This is a genomic window from Flavobacterium zhairuonense (assembly GCF_004352915.1).
GTDB classification, from domain to species: domain Bacteria; phylum Bacteroidota; class Bacteroidia; order Flavobacteriales; family Flavobacteriaceae; genus Flavobacterium; species Flavobacterium zhairuonense.
Map to the genome: position 1 here is coordinate 48,276 of NZ_SJSY01000065.1, position 18,368 is coordinate 66,643.

The 18,368-nt window shown below is 34.5% G+C and carries 13 protein-coding genes and 1 pseudogene; 9 read left to right on the forward strand and 5 right to left on the reverse strand.

Translation table 11 applies throughout. The annotated features are described in order from the left end of the window. Nucleotides 1-122 precede the first annotated feature (122 nt). Nucleotides 123-1,370 (forward strand): DEAD/DEAH box helicase, encoded by a 1,248-nt coding sequence (locus tag EYY60_RS03690; protein ID WP_132988055.1) that lies wholly within the window; start codon nucleotides 123-125, stop codon nucleotides 1,368-1,370. Here the strand turns inward: EYY60_RS03690 and EYY60_RS03695 are convergent. From EYY60_RS03695 to aroC, 3 genes are all read right to left on the reverse strand, one after another. Continuing rightward, on the reverse strand, nucleotides 1,367-3,544 hold the full coding sequence (locus EYY60_RS03695) for a response regulator (protein WP_235832285.1): 2,178 nt from the start codon (nucleotides 3,542-3,544) through the stop codon (nucleotides 1,367-1,369). The two genes, EYY60_RS03690 and EYY60_RS03695, sit on opposite strands and share 4 nt — an antisense overlap. Before the next feature lie 142 nt (nucleotides 3,545-3,686). Then, a complete protein-coding gene (locus EYY60_RS03700) occupies nucleotides 3,687-4,970 on the reverse strand; it encodes a dicarboxylate/amino acid:cation symporter (RefSeq protein WP_132988057.1) in 1,284 nt (427 codons plus the stop codon). 52 nt (nucleotides 4,971-5,022) lie between these two features. Continuing rightward, nucleotides 5,023-6,081, reverse strand: coding sequence for a chorismate synthase (gene aroC / locus EYY60_RS03705; RefSeq protein WP_132988058.1), 1,059 nt, complete (start codon nucleotides 6,079-6,081; stop codon nucleotides 5,023-5,025). 186 nt (nucleotides 6,082-6,267) lie between these two features. On the opposite strand from aroC, the gene EYY60_RS03710 reads away from it, so the two are divergent. Both EYY60_RS03710 and EYY60_RS03715 read left to right on the forward strand, forming a co-directional pair. Next, nucleotides 6,268-7,119 carry a UDP-2,3-diacylglucosamine diphosphatase gene (locus tag EYY60_RS03710; protein WP_132988059.1) on the forward strand — a complete coding sequence of 284 codons (852 nt, stop codon included), beginning with the start codon at nucleotides 6,268-6,270 and terminating at the stop codon, nucleotides 7,117-7,119. Between the two features lie 133 nt (nucleotides 7,120-7,252). After that, on the forward strand, nucleotides 7,253-7,750 hold the full coding sequence (locus tag EYY60_RS03715) for a hypothetical protein (protein WP_132988060.1): 498 nt from the start codon (nucleotides 7,253-7,255) through the stop codon (nucleotides 7,748-7,750). A 210-nt stretch (nucleotides 7,751-7,960) separates the two neighbouring features. Here the strand turns inward: EYY60_RS03715 and EYY60_RS03720 are convergent, their stop codons facing one another. Together EYY60_RS03720 and bshA are read right to left on the reverse strand one after the other, a co-directional pair. Then, the gene (locus EYY60_RS03720) at nucleotides 7,961-8,383 is read right to left on the reverse strand and encodes a protease complex subunit PrcB family protein (RefSeq protein ID WP_132988061.1); all 423 of its coding nucleotides are present in this window, start codon (nucleotides 8,381-8,383) and stop codon (nucleotides 7,961-7,963) included. Nucleotides 8,384-8,408: 25 nt separating this feature from the next. Beyond that, nucleotides 8,409-9,545 (reverse strand): N-acetyl-alpha-D-glucosaminyl L-malate synthase BshA, encoded by a 1,137-nt coding sequence (bshA, locus tag EYY60_RS03725; RefSeq protein ID WP_132988062.1) that lies wholly within the window; start codon nucleotides 9,543-9,545, stop codon nucleotides 8,409-8,411. 484 nt (nucleotides 9,546-10,029) lie between these two features. On the opposite strand from bshA, the gene EYY60_RS03730 reads away from it, so the two are divergent. From EYY60_RS03730 to EYY60_RS03755, 6 genes and pseudogenes are all read left to right on the forward strand, one after another. Then, on the forward strand, nucleotides 10,030-10,707 hold the full coding sequence (locus EYY60_RS03730) for a response regulator transcription factor (protein WP_132988063.1): 678 nt from the start codon (nucleotides 10,030-10,032) through the stop codon (nucleotides 10,705-10,707). After that, a complete protein-coding gene (locus EYY60_RS03735; protein WP_132988064.1) occupies nucleotides 10,704-12,062 on the forward strand; it encodes a sensor histidine kinase in 1,359 nt (452 codons plus the stop codon). The genes EYY60_RS03730 and EYY60_RS03735 overlap by 4 nt, the downstream gene beginning before the upstream one ends. 97 nt (nucleotides 12,063-12,159) lie before the next feature. After that, nucleotides 12,160-13,446 (forward strand): TolC family protein, encoded by a 1,287-nt coding sequence (locus EYY60_RS03740; protein WP_132988065.1) that lies wholly within the window; start codon nucleotides 12,160-12,162, stop codon nucleotides 13,444-13,446. A gap of 26 nt (nucleotides 13,447-13,472) precedes the next feature. Continuing rightward, entirely contained in the window at nucleotides 13,473-14,561 is a 1,089-nt protein-coding gene (locus EYY60_RS03745) for an efflux RND transporter periplasmic adaptor subunit (RefSeq protein WP_132988066.1), read from the forward strand. Nucleotides 14,562-14,594: 33 nt separating this feature from the next. Continuing rightward, a pseudogene (locus tag EYY60_RS03750) lies at nucleotides 14,595-17,698 on the forward strand (efflux RND transporter permease subunit). 198 nt (nucleotides 17,699-17,896) lie between these two features. Then, nucleotides 17,897-18,325, forward strand: a complete 429-nt coding sequence (locus EYY60_RS03755; RefSeq protein WP_132988067.1) for a hypothetical protein — start codon at nucleotides 17,897-17,899, stop codon at nucleotides 18,323-18,325. The last annotated feature ends 43 nt before the right edge of the window (nucleotides 18,326-18,368 follow it).

Consider the following 18,368-nt stretch of genomic DNA (forward strand, 5'->3'; position numbering starts at 1 on the left):
TCAACCGGCTTAAAACCACACATTTCCCAAATAATACAAGAATCAAATAAACGTTTGATCGAATAAACCTATCTTTGCACAGAATTTTTAGTGTTTTAAACTAAATTCTTAACACCTAAGATATGTTATTCGAAGATTTATCACTTTCAAAAAGTATACAAAGAGCCGTATTTGAAGAAGGCTACCTAAACCCCACTCCAATTCAGGAACAATCTATTCCGATCATTTTATCAGGAAGAGATTTAATTGGATGTGCGCAAACAGGTACAGGAAAAACAGCAGCATTTGCAATCCCAATCATACATCAGTTACACCGAATTGTAGGTTCATCAAAAAAAGCCAAACAAATTCGCGCACTTGTGGTTACGCCTACTCGCGAACTTGCCGTGCAAATTGGAGAAAGTTTTGACACTTACGGCAAATACACCAATTTAACACAATTAACAATCTTTGGAGGCGTTTCGCAAAATCCACAAGTTGAAACCTTAAAAAACGGAGTCGATATCTTGGTTGCAACTCCGGGAAGATTGCTTGATTTACACAAACAAGGCTTTCTTGATTTTGACCATTTGCATACTTTGGTTTTGGACGAAGCCGATCAAATGCTGGACATGGGATTCATAAACGATGTGAAAAAAATTGTAAAGCTTACGCCAAAAAATCGCCAGACTTTATTATTCTCTGCAACAATGCCGATAGCTATTCGCGAATTGGCAGAAATGTTTTTGAAAGATCCTGAAAAAGTTGAAGTTTCGCCTGTTTCATCAACCGCAGAAAATGTAGAACAACGCATTTATTTCGTTGACAAAACCGAAAAAAGAAATTTGCTTTACCATTTAATTAAAGAAGAAAACTTATCAAATGTTTTAGTTTTTTCACGAACTAAACATGGCGCTGATAATGTTGTAAAAGCACTTCGCAAAAAAGATATTCCGGCAGAAGCAATTCACGGAGATAAATCGCAAAATGCAAGACAGCGCGTTTTGGATGCATTTAAAAACAAAGAAGTTGGCGTTTTGGTCGCTACCGATATTGCGGCGCGAGGAATTGATATTGAACAACTTCCTTATGTAATCAATTTTGATTTGCCTAATATCCCTGAAACCTATGTGCACCGAATTGGGCGTACAGGACGTGCAGGAAATGGCGGAATTGCGATTTCATTTTGTGGAAAAGACGAAGAACCTTACTGGAAAGACATTAAAAAACTAATAAAAGTTGATGTCAAAATAATTAGTGAGCATCCTTATCAATGGCATTCTGGAAGTCCTGGAGCCGGCGAAAAACCAAAAAACTCCAACAGAAGCGGAGGCGCTCACAAATCAAGAAAATCAAATACTTCTAAGAAAAATAAAAAACGCTGGTACTAACCAGCGTTTTTTGCTTCTTCAATCAAATAACTTATAATCTTAAAAAGCTTGACAGGCTCAAAAGGTTTGATTATAATATCGTTTATTCCAGATGAAATTGCCTCATCTGTTATTTCATCTTTATCAAAAGCTGTCAAAGCAACAATTGGTGTTTTGATACCCTGCAAACGAATTCTTTTACTGGTTTCAAATCCGTTCATTAATGGCATATTAATATCCATTAAAATAAGATCGAAAGTTTCTTTTTGCAAAATTTCCAATGCGCCAAAACCATCATCTGCGACTTTACAGTCATAATTATTCTTCTCAATAATTTTCTTCGTTACCAGCTGATTAATGCGGTTATCTTCGACAATCAAAATTTTATGAACTTCATTTGAGGTCAGATCTACTTCAATTTCATTGATAATTTTTATCGTTTTTTCTGGATCATGCTCAAACGGAATTACAAATGAAAATGAAGTCCCTTGTCCCAAATCACTTTCTAAAGTAATTGTACTTCCAAACAATCCCAATAAACGTTTTACGATACTCAAACCAAGTCCCGTCCCTTGATAATCTTCATCTTTTCGGCCAACCTGAACAAATTTTTCAAAAATCTTGCTTTGATCAACAGTTGCAATCCCGATACCGTTATCTTTTATGAGAAAATCTAAGAAATGATTTTTTCCGTCTGTCTTCAAAAGATCAACCTTTACTTCAACTTCTCCATTTTTGGTGAACTTCAAAGCATTGCTGACCAAGTTCATCAAAATTTGTGCAAGTCTTAACTTATCGCCTATCAAATATTCAGGAATATTGGGGTCTATATAAACATTTATCTTGTTATTGTTTTTCTGAGATAAAAAAGAAAGCGAATTTTTGATCATCATAATTTCATCAGAAATATTAAATGTCAAGTTCTCCAACACTACCTTATTTTCTTCAATTTTGTTTATCTGCAAAATATCATTTACAAGAGAAAGCAAATATCGGGCAGAGAATTTCAGCGAACTTAAATGCTGGCTTCTTGACAATTCCTTATGTTCTTCTAAAAGCATGTTAGTAATACCAACTACACCATACAGCGGCGTACGCAATTCATGGCTTATAGTCGAAATAAATTGTGTTTTGAGCAAAGAGGCTTCCTCAGCAATTTCTTTAGCTTTAAGAAGCTCCAAATTGTGTTTCTTTTTAAATCTGATATTTTTGATCAACGTAACAATCAAAACAAGTAAGATCAACGAGATCAGCACAAACAAAATCACAATAATACGCGATTTTTTAAGGCTTTGATATTGCGAGATTTTCTCGTTTTCGATTTTATCAATCTGCCTTTTATATTCATCAAGTTCAAGATTGAAACCTGCAGTAGAGGCTTTTTTTATTTTCTCCTGGTTGTATAATTCTTCCGTTATTTGATTATAAAGCGTAAGATTTTCATAAGCTTCCTTATATTTATTGATTTTGAGCAAAAACTTGGAATACTCTAAATGCGCATATGACAAATCTGATTTTTCGTTGCCGTTTTTTCCTGCCGCAATTGCGCTCAAAAAATAGGCATTTGCAGTATCATTTTCATTCTTGAAAGATGAATACATTCCGTTGAGCATATTTACCACAATCTCTGTCGATTCATCGCCGTATTTCTCAATATTATTGCCTACGAATTTTAAATAAGGATAACCTTCTTTAAATTTTCCGACATCAAAATAAGCCCAGGCAATATTGACGTTGGTAAAATATACTTGGTCAATATCATTTATTTTTAAACTGTATGCTATTGATTTTTTATAATATGAAATCCCCTTATCAAATTGTTTTTTTTCAAAACAATAAAGATTTCCTAAGTTATTGTGCAAACTGTATTTTATCGAATCATTGTTTGTTTTATTAGCGTAAAACAAACTTTTATTGTAGAAAAAAATAGCTTTATCAAATTCAGACAATTCACTGTAATTGCCAGCAATTATTTTATACGACTTCGCTATTAAGACATTGTTTTTTATAGTTGTTGCATAATTTAATGCAACTCGAGAAGTAATCAATGATTTTTCAAAATTTGAATCTTTAAAATCATCCCATGCTTGTTTAACAAGCTTATTTACCTTAGCCTCAGAAATTGCTTCAGACTGCGTGAATGCCGAACTGCAAACACAATTCAGAAAAAAGATTAGAAGGAAAAAAATCCGCATTCGGGGCATAAATGGCTAATTTTCCCAAATATACACTTAAAAATAAAAAAAAGCTGTATTTAAAATAAAAATACAGCTTTCTTAATTTTTGTTTATGCTTTAATCTGATAAAAACCAGACAAATAAATCTGAACCTTGGGCTCTATTCCTCTAAACCAGCATTTATTTCTTTATTACTTTCCCATTGTCCAACAACAGAAGTTGCTAATGCATTACCTAGTACGTTAGTTGCACTTCTGAACATATCGCAGAAGTGGTCAATCGGCAAAATTAATGCAATTCCCTCAACAGGAATATCAAACATTCCACATGTAGCGGCAACTACCACCAAACTTGCTCTTGGCACACCTGCAATTCCTTTACTAGTAAGCATTAAAACCAAAAGCATTACCATTTGCGTTGGAATATCTAAATGAACGCCATAAAACTGAGCAATAAAGATACTGGCAAACGTCATGTACATCATACTTCCGTCTAAGTTGAATGAATAACCAAGCGGCAACATGAAAGAAACGATTTTATCTTTTACACCAAAATCCTCCAATTCTTCAGTTAATTTTGGAAAAACCGCTTCACTACTAGTTGTTCCAAAAGCAATTGCCAATGGCCCAACAATACGTCTTAGCAATTCAGTCATTCTTCCTTTTAAGAAAATATAACCAACTCCAATCAAGACAACCCACAAAGTGCTGATACCAACTAAAAATGACCCAAAAAATTTGAAATAGGTAATTACTAATTCTTCAGCATCTCTAATGGCAAAAACCCCTGCAATGGCACCAAACACACCAATTGGAGCAAAGTTCATTACATAATTCACCATTTTCAAAACGATATGTGAAGCTTTGTCTAATGCATTAATCACGGGTTTTACAGGACTTCCGATAGACGCCGCAGCCAATCCGAAAAAAATCGAAAATATTACAATCTGAAGGATTTCATTAGTTGCCATTGCCTCAAAAAGACTTTTTGGAACGATATGCTCAACAAAATTCTCAACAGAAAGTGTTTTAGTTTTTCCAGTTACTTCTGCCGCAGCTGTCATATCAACATGACCTAATTTCAAACCTACTCCTGGCTCAAGAATATTTACATAAAATAAACCAATAAGCAATGATATAAATGATGCTGTAAAAAACCATCCCAGAGCTTTTCCGCCCACTCTTCCAACTGTTTTGATATCACCAAGCTTAGCAATTCCCACTACCAAAGTAGTAAATACTAAAGGCGAAATAATCATTTGAACCAATCGAATGAAAATAGTTGCCAGCATTTTAATTTTGCTGCTGAAAGATTGTGCGCCTTCAGGAGAAAGTGTTCCATGCAATATAATCCCCAAAGTGGCACCTAAGACCATTGCGACAATAATCTGACCTGTTAATCCTGAAAGAAATGATTTTTTTTTAGTTTCTGTAACTTGTTGCATTAATTATTTGTTTTAAATTAAAATATTAAGACCCTCACTGTCTTAACTTTTATTAATATGTTTTGTTGATTAAGTAAAAATCAGCCAAAACAATTGCAGCCATTGCCTCAACAATTGGCACCGCACGAGGTACAACACAAGGATCATGGCGTCCTTTGCCAGTCATTGGTGTGATATTTCCTTTATTATCTAATGAATCTTGAGTTTGCATAATTGTCGCAACTGGCTTGAAAGCTACTCTGAAATAGATATCCATTCCGTTGCTTATTCCTCCCTGAATTCCTCCAGAAAGATTTGTTTTTGTAGTTCCGTCAGGATTGTACAAATCGTTGTGTTCGCTTCCTTTCATCTCTGATCCAGAAAAACCGCTTCCGTATTCAAATCCTTTTACGGCATTTATAGAAAGCATTGCTTTTCCTAATTCGGCATGCAATTTATCAAAAACAGGTTCTCCCAATCCAACAGGAACATTTTGAATCACACATGAAACAACACCTCCAACAGTATCACCTTGTTTGCGGATATCACGAATATACTCTTCCATAATTGCTGCAGATTTCTCATCTGGACAACGAACTGGATTGCTTTCAATTTTCGAAAAATCTAAATCTTGATAAGGAGTATCTAAATGAATTGGGCCTACAGAAGAAACGTAAGCATTAATTTTAATTTCAGGAAGCATCTGTTTTGCAATCGCTCCAGCAACTACACGGCTTGCAGTTTCACGTGCAGAACTTCTTCCGCCACCTCTGTAATCACGAAAACCATATTTTTGGTCATATACATAATCAGCATGGCTTGGTCTATAATTATCTTTAATATGAGAGTAATCGTCCGATTTTTGGTTGGTATTCGGAATAATAAAACCGATTGGAGTTCCTGTTGTTTTTCCTTCAAAAATTCCAGATAAAAACTGAACCGCATCTGGTTCTTTTCTTTGTGTAACAATTGCTGATTGTCCAGGTTTTCTTCGCGCCATTTCAACTTCAATTGCTTCAAAATCCAATTGAATTCCTGATGGACAACCATCAATAATACCGCCCAAAGCTTCACCGTGCGATTCTCCAAATGTTGTAACTCTATATAATGTGCCGTAGCTATTTCCTGCCATGTTTTTAGTTTTAGCAAATGTAAGTTTTATGAATTAAATTAAAAAATATAAAATTGTGATTATTAATTAAAGGTTAAGGACTTTAAAAATCATAATTTATTAAAATTGACCCCAAATTGGTAACCTTTTGATAAAATAAATCCAGCAGTAGTTTCTTTTATTTGCTAAACTTCAAATCACGAAAAATTGAAAAAACGAAATGTCGAATTGGTCATTATTTCTGATGTCCATTTGGGAACTTACGGAAGCCACGCTAAGGAATTAAACAACTATCTATCAAGCATTAAACCTAAAACATTAGTTTTAAACGGAGATATTATCGATGCTTGGCAATTTCGAAAATCTTATTTCCCGAAAGCACATTTAAGAGTGATTCAGCGCATTATCGGGATGGCTTCCAAAGGAACAAAAGTGTATTATATCACCGGAAATCACGATGAAATTCTTCGAAAATTCAGTGATATGAATATGGGAAATTTTTCTTTGCTTGACAAACTAGTTCTTGAATTAGATGATAAAAAAGCGTGGATTTTTCACGGAGACGTTTTTGATGCTTCAGTACAACACTCAAAATGGATCGCAAAACTTGGCGGATTGGGCTACGACTATTTAATTCTTTCTAACCGATTTGCAAACTGGTGCCTGACCAAATTAGGCCGAGAACCTTATTCCTTTTCTAAAAAAATAAAAGCTAGTGTAAAAAAAGCTGTAAAATTCATCTCTGATTTTGAAACGACAGCAACTGATTTGGCAATTGAAAAAAAATATGACTACGTTATCTGCGGGCATATTCATGAACCCAAAATAGCAACTATAGAAAACAAACACGGCTCTACTTTATACCTAAATTCAGGCGATTGGGTTGAAAATCTTACTGCTTTAGAATATCATAAAAAACGTTGGAAATTATACACTTACGAAAAAAACAATTTTATAGAAGAAGAAAATTTATTTGAAATGGAAGACAACCTAACTTCTCAGTTGCTGACTTCTATAATTGAAAAACAAGCCAGTAAGCTAAAAAAAGACAACATTTAATCCATTTTACAACTTATATTACAAAAGATAGTTTTCACGAAAATGTAAATTATATAACAATTTTCAAAAATTTTATACGTTCTCTACATAGTTGTAGTTATACATTTGAAAAAAAATTAATTGAATCATTTTTATGAAAAAAATCATTTTATCAGCCATTATGTTATTAGGCTTAGCATTTACGGCTCATTCACAAGACATTGCAAAAAACGCGCTAGGTTTGCGTTTGGGAGACAATAACGGTTTTGGAGGAGAAGTATCTTATCAAAGAGGATTAAATCAAAAAAACAGACTAGAATTTGATTTAGGATGGAGAAACAGCAGTGACGTTGATGCTATCAAAGGTGTAGCACTTTATCAATGGGTTTGGAATATAGACGGAGGCTTCAACTGGTACGCAGGTGTTGGTGGAGGACTTGCAGCTTGGGATCACGATTATTATAACGGAAACACAAAATATAATGACAGCGGAACGTATGTTTTTGCTGCAGGAGATATAGGAATTGAATATGGTTTTAAAGAAGTGCCAATTCTTTTATCATTAGACGCAAGACCAGAAATTGGTTCTGGATATTACGATGATGATAACTTTGGATTTGATGTTGGTTTAGGAATCAAATTCAAATTCTAAATAAAAATAAAAAATAATTGTAAAAGAAAACCTGCCGTTTTATTACGACAGGTTTTTTTTATGTTTAAATCGTCAATTGATTATCACTCTGAAAAAAGTCGAAGAGCAAGCGAAGTAATAGGGCTTCGACTACACTCAGCCCAACATCTGCCCCTAACTTTTCACTAATAACTAATTACTAATAACTAATTACTAATAACTAATAGCTAATTACTTAATAATAATCTCTTTTTTAGAATGAATTTTCACTACTGTATAAGGATATGAAACCACCTGCATTAACATTGCATCTGGTGCCGGATTATTTTCTTTAACCGTAATAATAATATTTTTATCCGTCTCCTCTACTTTTTCAACTCCAATAGAATAACCGCTGGTATTTTTTTCGCCCATATTCAAAATAACATAATTTGAATTGTTAATATCAGCCTGCTTCATCTTACCGGCCAAAAGCGGATCATTTTGAAGCATTTTAATTTCATTTGGCTCGGTCAAAATTTCAAAAAATTTGATGTTTCCTCCGCCATTCGATTGCTCGGTCAAAACTTCATACAAAGCCGTCGAACCCGAAGTTTTTTTTGCCCCACACGAAATCAAAACAAAAACTGCTAAAACTGAAATTACCTTTTTCATTCATTAAATTATTTAGATTGCTTTCTTACTCTTTATAATCATCAATTGCTTTTTGATACAATGCTTCGTATTTTGGAAGTATATTTTTGATGTCAAATTTCTTCGCAACTTCCAATGCATTCTTTTTAAACTCTTTCAAAGTTACGTCATCTTTTAAAATCTTAATTGCATTCTCAGCCATTTGTTCAACATCTCCAACATTGCTCAAATACCCCGAAACGCCATCAAAATTAACTTCAGGCAAACCTCCTGAATTACTAGAAATCACAGGAACACCTAGAGCCATAGCTTCTAAAGCTGCCAAACCAAAACTTTCAGTCTCTGAAGGAAGCAAAAACAAATCGGTCATACATAAAATCTTATCGATCTCGTTACTATTTCCAAAGAAAATTACTTTGTCGTAAATTCCTAATTCCATACATAAAACTTCCGCTTTTTCCTTTTCAGGACCATCACCCACCATCATCAATTTAGCAGGCATTTCTTTCTGAATATTATAGAAAATCTTAATGATATCTGGAATTCTTTTCACCTTTCTAAAGTTACTGATATGCGTCACAATACGCTCATTTTCCTTCGCCATTACATAACGATGGCAAGGCGCATCTGGATCTTTTACTACTTTGTCCAATTCAATGAAATTCGGAATCACCTTAATTTTATTCTTGATTTTGAACAATTTTAAAGTATCATCTTTCAAACTTTGCGAAACCGAAGTCACATAATCTGATTTATTGATACTGAAAGTCACCGCAGGCTTATAAAACGGATGATTTCCAACAAGCGTAATATCAGTTCCGTGAAGCGTTGTAATCATCGGAAGATTAATCCCTTCATTTTTCAGCATTTGCTTTGCCATATAACCCGCATAAGCATGTGGAATAGCATAATGTACGTGCAAAACTTCAATCTTGTATAATTTCACCATATCGACAAGTTTGCTCGATAAAGCTAATTCATAAGGCTGATAATGAAACAATGGATATTCCGGAACATTTACTTCATGATAATGAACATTCGGATTTAAAAGTGCCAATCGAACTGGCTGACTATATGTGATAAAATGTATTTCGTGTCCTCGTCTGGCTAATTCAAGACCTAACTCAGTGGCTACTACCCCACTACCGCCAAACGTCGGATAACAAACTATTGCTATTTTCATGTATTAGATTTAATTCTACGAAAATACTCAAAAATCACGTTTAATTGACCGTTTCATTTGTTAGATTTTTGTAAATCTTAGATTCATCAGAGTATTAGGCTATTAGAATTTACAACATAAAATATTCTAATTTTTATCAGGAGCAGAAAAATTTGTTTTCATAAGAAAGTCCGGTCCCGCTGTCCGCTATATTCCCGATTAACAAAAACTACGGCTGAAAAAGCCTTGTTTTTCTAAATCGGGAGATGCCACTTCCATCGGGGCTAGATTAGACGTTTTTGTTTTCATAAACTACATTTAAGCTTGTATTTCTTTAAAGATTAAATAATTCGATAACAAAACTCAATTTTAATAAGACACATGTCCTTATATGGTTCAAAAAATAAATATTACTTTTGACAATCCTATTTTTTGAAAACAACTCATCAGAAGATTAAAATATTTCCGTTTTAATCAAAACAACAACTATTATAATATACCATATATGAATGTTTTACTCATAGAAGATGATAAACGCATCAGCGAATTTATAGTAAAAGGTTTGGAGGAAAACAACTTTACTGTGCATCTTGCCGAAACCGGTGAGATTGCCAGAGATCTCATCCAACAGGATATTTGGGACATTATTTTAATGGATATTATGCTTCCAGGAATTGACGGCATACAGTTGGTGAAACTTATGCGTTTCAAAAAAAATCATACGCCCGTCTTAATGTTAAGCGCTTTGAGCGATACCGACGATAAAGTAATCGCTTTAGATTCTGGCGCCGATGATTATTTGGTAAAACCATTTCATTTTAAAGAATTAATTTCTAGAGTCAACGCGCTTACCCGCAGAACAAAATTTAATTATGACAAAGAAGAAACCTTATATACGCTGGGAAGTTTGACCATAAATCCAGCAGAACATAAGGTTGCAGAAAACAATAACCCTATCGATTTATCGCCAAGAGAATATAAACTGTTGTTATATTTATTAGAAAACAGAAACAAAGTAATTCCGAGAACGCAAATATTAAATGCTGTTTGGGGCATTAATTACGACAATAATACCAATGTTGTCGATGTTTATATTTCTTATTTACGAAACAAAATTGAGCAAAATCATAAATTCATCCACACCATAAAAGGAACGGGATATATGCTTAAAGAAGAATCATGAAAATACGCAATAGGTTTACCTTAATATCGTCTTTTACTTTTAGCGTTGTCTTTGTCATTGCTTCTGTTATTACGTATTATTCTTTCTACAGTTATTCAGAAAAGATTATTTATAACGAATTGCAAAAAACGTGTTTGCTTACCGGAATTTTCTATCTCGAAAAAGACGAACTTCCCAAAAATCAGCATTTGTTGATTGGACAGCAATTCAGGGAAAATTCACTTGAAATCATCACGCGTGTTTACAACAATAAAAATCAAATTGTTTACGGCGACAAAACAATTGATGCTAATATCAATGTCGAAAAACTGGATTACATAAGGAAAAACAGAAAGCTCAGTTTTAAATCCAAACATCATTTTTATTTTGGAAGTTACTATCACGACAATCAGGGAGATTTTGTGGTTTTCGTTAAAAAAAATGATGTCGAGTTTAAAACCATGACCAATCAATTGCAAATCATCATGATTATGGTTTTAATCATCGGATTGATTACGATTTATATTGTGAGCCGTGTTCTTTCTAACCTGGCTTACAGCCCTATAAGAAACATTATTGATCAGGTAAACGAAATTCAGGCTTCGTCGCTGGATCGACAGATTGTTTCTCCAAATACCAAAGATGATGTTCAGGAATTGGTCGAAACCTATAACAATTTGTTTAAACGTTTATCGGATACTTTTATCATTCAAAAAAACTTTATCAACTATGTTTCGCATGAATTTAAAACACCTTTAACTGCAATTTCTGGAAACTTAGAAGTATTTGCCCAAAAAGACAGATCCAGCTCCGAATACAAAGAAATGTCTGAGAAAGTATTAGAAAATGTCTATCAAATCGAAGACACCATGAATACTTTGATGATGCTTTCGGGCTTGCGAGATAATACAGAACTCAACGAAATATTTAGAGTTGATGAATTAGTTTGGGACATTAACGATCAGCTTCCCGCTATTTACGATCTAAAAAATGCTCCGATACAAATTGTTCTAGAAGTGACAAATGATAAACTGCTTTCAATAAGAGGAAACAGCAACGAAATTAAAATCGCTTTATACAATATTATAGAAAATGCCGTAAAATACTCGAACGGAAATCCGATAAAAATAAGTCTATTGGAACAAAACAATCAACTCAAAATTGTCATTGAAGACCGCGGAACTGGAATTAGCGAAGACGATTTAATCTTCATTAAACAAACCTTTTACAGAGGTAAAAATGTAAAAAACATAAAAGGAAGCGGTGTTGGACTTTCGTTGGCCAATATTATCTTCAAACAAAACAATATTGATTTTAGCATTGCATCTAAAAAAGATGAAGGAACAGCGGTAACACTACTTTTTCCAGTACTCTAATCGTTTTCTAATGTTGCTCTAACCGTCTTATAACACACATCAAATTAAGGACTAATATGTCGCCAATAACTTTGCGTCATCATTAAAACTACTTAATTTGAAACGTTTATTTTTAACCTTACTTGTTATTGTATCACACAAAGGTATGGCGCAGACTGCCACACTAAACGATACAATTATGCTGTCCAGACCACAGGCCGAGGCTTTGTTTTTGGAAAAAAACATTTCTCTTATTTCCGAAAAACTGAATATCGATATTGCCGATGCCCAGGTTATTCAGGCAAAATTATGGCCTAATCCAACTTTTACCGTAGGCGAAATCAATCTTTGGAACAACGCTACTGCACAACAATTACCTGCGCTGTGGGGAAATTTTGGAAGAACTTCGCAAGTCAATGCCGAACTGGAACAGTTGGTTCAGACCGCCGGAAAACGAAGAAAAATGATTGCTATGGAAAAAGTAGGTGTTGATATCGCCAAAGAATACTTCAAAACCTTTTTACGCAATTTAAAAATCGAATTCAGAGCTAATCTTACCGAACTGCAATACAATCAGGCGCAACAAGCAATTTATAAAAAACAGCTTTCGTCTATGCAGACTTTACTGAAAGCTTACGGAAATCAGGTAAAACAAGGCAATGTTGGCAAAGGCGAATACATCAGATTAAAAGCAACAGAACTTCAATTCTTAAAAGAAATAGCCGATTTGCAAAAGGACAACAATGCTTTACAGAAAGAGCTTAAAGTTTTAATGAATCTCCCGGCTACAAATTATATCAAACTTACCGATGATGGTTTTGTTCCCGATAATAAAAATATCGACAACATCAATTTAGGGAATCTATTGGCTTCAGCTGTAGAAAACCGTCCTGATATGAAAGTGCTTAAACTCGGAAATGATTATAACGACAACAAATACAAATACGAAAAAGCCATGCGAACGCCAGATGTTACACTTGGTGTAAGTTATGATCGTGGTGCAAGTTTAATGAATGATTTTGTGGGAGTTGGTTTCTCTCTCGATCTTCCGTTTTTTAATCGAAATCAGGGAAATATAAAAGCTGCAAAACTAGCCATTGATCAGGGAAAATTATTGGCCGAAGAAAAAACGATCAGCATACAATCGGAAGTTTTACAATCGTATGAAGATTTATTGGTTACCAAAAAATTGTACGATAGTGTCGAAGCCGATTATGAAGGAGATTTAGATAAACTTCTGGAAGCGTATCGCAAGAACTTTCTTCAAAAAAATACAAGCATGCTTGAATATCTTGATTTTGTTGATGCTTATTTAGACAACAAATCGATACTGCTGAATTCTAAAATGGACCTGAATAAAAATCTGGAAGAACTGCGCTATATCTCAGGTCAGGAAATCAACTAAATCTAATTTTCAAATACAACAAACAAATGAAGAAATATATTGTACTCCCAATTCTTGGGTTAATGCTCGTTTACGGATGTGGCAAAAAAGAAGAAATTAAAGAAACGAAAGAAGAAAAGTTTTGTATCGATAAAGCCCTAAAAGAAAAAATCACCATCGAACCCATACAAAAACGTTCTGTAAGCGAATCTATAAATCTTACAGGAAACATTACTTATAATGGCGATCATGTTGTTCAGTTTAACAGTCTTGTGGAAGGAATTATTACCAAAACTACTTTTTCATTGGGCGATTATGTTCGAAAAGGACAAGTTTTGGCAGAAATAAAAAGCACCGAATTAAACAGCATGCAATCTGAAAGCAAATCGCTTCAATCACAAATAAATGTGGCTCAACGCAATTTGCAAGCAGTGAAATCAATGTTTGAAGATGGAATTTCGTCTCAAAAAGATTTACTGCAAGCGCAAAGCGAACTCGATGTTTTAAAGTCTTCCCTTGAAAATGTAAGAGCCAATTTGGCAATGTTTAGCGCGAGCAACGAAAGATCTGTTTTTTTAATTAAAGCGCCGACTGAAGGTTATATCGTAGACAAAAACATAAGTCCGGGAATGCAGATTACAGACGGCAGTGAACCGCTTTTTACTATTTCTGACTTAAAAGAAATTTGGGTTTTGGTAAATGTGTATACCAGTAACTTAAAAAATGTATCCGAAAATATGCCTGTAGATGTAACAACTCCAGCCTATCCGGGAGAAGTTTTTAAAGGAAAAATAAAAATGATGGCCAAAGTTTTTGATGCCGATGAACATGTTTTGAAAGCCCGAATTGTAATGGAAAACAAAAACTTAAAACTAAAACCTGGAATGACCGCAGATATCACAATCGATAAAAGTCTGGGTGGCGAAATGCTGGAAGCTGTTCCTGCAAAAGCTGTGATTTTTGACAACAATCGCGATCATATTTTAATTTATAAAAACGATTGTACAATAGAAACAAGAGAAATTAATCCGGTTATTAAAAACAACAACTGGGTTTACTTTAAAGATGGAGTTAAAGAAGGCGAAATGGTGATTACCAAAAATCAGCTTTTAATTCACGAACGATTAAAAAACTAATTATCTGCCAAACAGATAAACACAATACAAGACATGAAAAAATTTGTACAAGGTTTAGTTGCTTTCTCGCTAAAAAACTCCCTTATTGTTTTTTTCCTGACCGCAATATTACTAGTCGCCGGTATAGTGAGCTATATTCACACACCAATTGAAGCTTTTCCCGACGTAACCAATACAAGGGCAAGAATTATTACACAATGGCCGGGAAGAAGTGCCGAAGAAGTTGAGAAATTTATCACGCTTCCTATTTCCAAACAAATGAACACGATTCCGAAAAAAGCCGAAGTACGTTCTATTTCGCTTTTCGGATTATCGGTTGTAACCGTATTATTTGATGATGGCGTAGAGGATTTTTATGCACAGCAATATGCCTCAAACCGTCTTAACGGACTGGATCTTCCAGAAGGAGCTGATGTAGAAATCGATCCGCCATCTGGAGCAACAGGAGAAATCTTTCGATATGTAATTAAAAGTGATCTTCCGATTAAAGAAATCAAAGCCATTCAAGATTGGGTTATTGAGAGAGAATTAATCGCCGTTCCCGGAGTTGCCGATGTGGTGAGTTTTGGTGGTGAAGAAAAAATGTTCGAAATCAAAATTAATCCAACACAGTTAGAAAATTACAACCTTTCGGCTTTAGACGTTTACGAAGCGGTTTCGAAAAGTAATATCAACGTAGGCGGAGATGTTATTCAGCGTGGCGATCAGGCTTACGTGGTTCGTGGTGTCGGTTTAATTAATAAAGTCGAAGATATTGGCAATATTTTAATTGAAACCAAAGGCGGAGCTCCCGTTTTAGTAAAACACGTAGCCGAAGTTTCGATTTCGGCAAAACCACGATTGGGACAAGTTGGTTTGGACGGAAATGATGACGTTGTAGAAGGAATTGTAGTCATGCTTCGCGGAGAAAATCCTGGTGAAGTAATCAAAAAACTTAAAGAACGTTTAGCGGAACTTAACGAAAGAGTTTTACCTGATAATGTAAAAATTGTTCCGTTTATCGATCGTACCGAATTGGTCAATACCACTGTAAAAACCGTTACCAAAAATCTTGTTGAAGGTATTTTACTGGTATCTTTAATTGTATTTATTTTCCTTTACAATTGGAGAACGTCTTTGATTGTGGCTTCTGTAATTCCGCTTTCTTTTTTGTTTGCCATTGTAATGTTGAGAATTCAGGGATTGCCAGCGAATTTAATTTCGATGGGAGCTTTAGATTTTGGATTACTGCTCGAAGGAACGCTCGTTATTGTTGAACAGGTCTTTGTTTCGCTCGAAAAGAAAGCGCATAAAGTGGGAATGGAACGCTTTAATAGCATGAGTAAAATGGGATTGATCAAGAAAAGTGTCGGCAGTGTAGCGACTTATATTTTCTTTGCCTTAATCATTTTGATTGTAGCCTTGATGCCTATTTTCTCATTCACGAAAGTAGAAGGAAAAATGTTCTCGCCTCTTGCCTTTACGCTAAGTTATGCACTTTTAGGATCGTTACTTTTGTCACTTACGTACGTGCCTGCGATGTGTAAAGTCATGTTGACCAAAAACATTGTCGAGAAAGAAAATATGATTTCTCGTTTTTTTAGAGAAAACCTTTTTAAACTGTTTCAATGGAGTACCAAACATCGTAAAGCTACTTTTTATGCGTTTTTAGCTTTATTAACGATTTGTTGTGCGAGGTTTGCTTTTTACGGATCAGAATTTATTCCGAAACTGAATGAAGGTGCAATTTATGTAAGAGCAACACTGCCAAATAGTATCAATCTTGACGAATCGGTTAGATTGACGAAGGAAATGAAAACCAAGATTAGAAAATTTGAAGAAGTAAAATTCGTGCTTTCTCAAACTGGAAGGCCGAACGACGGAACAGATCCAACGGGATTTTTCAATATCGAATTTCATATCGAATTAAAGCATAAAGACGAATGGAAACATGATATCAGCAAAGAAGAATTAATTGCCGAGATCAAAAAAGTGCTTGATGTATATCCCGGAATTGCCTTTGGTTTCAGTCAGCCCATTCAGGATAATGTGGAGGAGTACGTAGCCGGAGTAAAAAGTCCGCTGGCGATCAAGATTTTTGGAAGCGATCTTTTTCAATTAGAAGAAATGGCTGCAAAAGTCGCTAATTCCATCAAAGACGTAAAAGGAATTGAAGATATCAATGTCTATAAAAACATTGGATTGCCGAATTAAGAATTCAGCTTAATGACGAAAAAATGGCGCGTTATGCTGTTACTACTGCCGATGCACAAGCCGTAATCAGAATGACAATTGGCGGACAAGCAGCAACCAAATTTTATGATGATGAAAAAATATTTGATATCACGCTTCGTTTTGAAAAAGAATATCGTGATTCGAAAGAAAAAATTGAAGGTATTCTAATTCCAAACCTAAATGGCAAAAAAGTGCCGTTAAAAGAAATCGCAACGGTAGATTACAAAACAGGTCCAACCTTTATTTACCGTGAAGGAAACAGCCGTTATATTGCTGTAGGATTTAGTATTGAAGGACGAGATTTGGGAAGTACAATTGATGAAGCGCAGAAAAAAGTAGCTGCCGAAGTAAAACTTCCTAAAGAAAACGTGATGAAATGGGCGGGAGAATTTGAAAGTAAAGAAAGAGCAACAAAACAATTAGCGATGATTATTCCCGTGGTTTTGGTACTAATTTTATGTCTGTTGTATTTCAACTTTGGCAATTTCAAAGACACTTTGATTGCTGTAACTGCAATGCCTTATGCTTTTATCGGCGGATTCCTGTCGCTTTGGGTAACGGGAACTGTATTTGGAATTTCGGCGGGAATTGGGTTTATTATTCTCTTTGGAGTGAGCGCGATTGACAGTATTGTCCTCATTGGAATGATTCGAGAAAATATGCGTAACGGAATGCAATTAAAAGACGCTATTTCGCACGGAATTCATAGTAGAATTCGTCCTATTGTTATGATTGCCCTTATGGGATCTTTAGGATTGCTTCCTGCTGCTTTATCGACTGGAATGGGTTCTGAGGTGCAAAAACCATTAGCTATTATGATTGTGGGCGGTTTAATAACGTGTATGATTTTATCGCTTACCGTTCTACCACAAGTATTCTATTGGTTTTACCATAAAAAAGATCCAGACAACACAGAATCTTAATCTTAACTTTTATATAAATTAAAAAGCACCTTTAGACCTTTGGTTTAAAGGTGCTTTTATTGAAATATAACGAATCGCAAAAATACCGTATTATAATATAATTAAAACTTTTACGGGTAAAATATCTCGATAACATACTTTCAAAACACTAATTAAATGATCTAAAAACAATTGTATTCTTTTTTAAATTTTCTTTTTATGAAACAGAAAACTGAACATCAAAAAATTGACGAAATATCAGAAATAGAGTTACTGCATCATGTCAAACTTAGTATAAATCCTAAATTTCAGGATTGGGTTTTGTTTAAAAACGGAACGTACATTATTTTTGAACATGCAGATGAAATTTCCAATTTACAAAGCAAAGCCCTAAAACTGATAAAAGAATTTGGTCCCGTTTATACAGAACGATCCGAAGATTTTGATGTCACCGATTTAAAAAATACAGAAGGCTGGATTGTTTCTGGACATGGCTATGGAATATACACTTATGTAAGTTCTCAGGAAATGAAATCTAAAAAGCCAAATACCGCAACAATTGGTTTATTAGGTCGCGGAAAAAGAGATTTGGACGGCCGCAATCCAGTTATTGTTCATGTAAATAGAAAAACAAAAAAATCTCAATGAAGAAAAAGAAACTAAGGAAGATAATTTCATCAACGAGCAATTT

Bases quoted from the DNA above. Each gene is read 5' to 3' on its own strand.
- EYY60_RS03690 (WP_132988055.1), top strand. From the start codon at position 123: ATGTTATTCGAAGATTTATCACTTTCAAAAAGTATACAAAGAGCCGTA.
- EYY60_RS03695 (WP_235832285.1), bottom strand. From the start codon at position 3,544: ATGCGGATTTTTTTCCTTCTAATCTTTTTTCTGAATTGTGTTTGCAGT.
- EYY60_RS03700 (WP_132988057.1), bottom strand. From the start codon at position 4,970: ATGCAACAAGTTACAGAAACTAAAAAAAAATCATTTCTTTCAGGATTA.
- aroC (WP_132988058.1), bottom strand. From the start codon at position 6,081: ATGGCAGGAAATAGCTACGGCACATTATATAGAGTTACAACATTTGGA.
- EYY60_RS03715 (WP_132988060.1), top strand. From the start codon at position 7,253: ATGAAAAAAATCATTTTATCAGCCATTATGTTATTAGGCTTAGCATTT.
- EYY60_RS03720 (WP_132988061.1), bottom strand. From the start codon at position 8,383: ATGAAAAAGGTAATTTCAGTTTTAGCAGTTTTTGTTTTGATTTCGTGT.
- bshA (WP_132988062.1), bottom strand. From the start codon at position 9,545: ATGAAAATAGCAATAGTTTGTTATCCGACGTTTGGCGGTAGTGGGGTA.
- EYY60_RS03730 (WP_132988063.1), top strand. From the start codon at position 10,030: ATGAATGTTTTACTCATAGAAGATGATAAACGCATCAGCGAATTTATA.
- EYY60_RS03735 (WP_132988064.1), top strand. From the start codon at position 10,704: ATGAAAATACGCAATAGGTTTACCTTAATATCGTCTTTTACTTTTAGC.
- EYY60_RS03745 (WP_132988066.1), top strand. From the start codon at position 13,473: ATGAAGAAATATATTGTACTCCCAATTCTTGGGTTAATGCTCGTTTAC.
- EYY60_RS03755 (WP_132988067.1), top strand. From the start codon at position 17,897: ATGAAACAGAAAACTGAACATCAAAAAATTGACGAAATATCAGAAATA.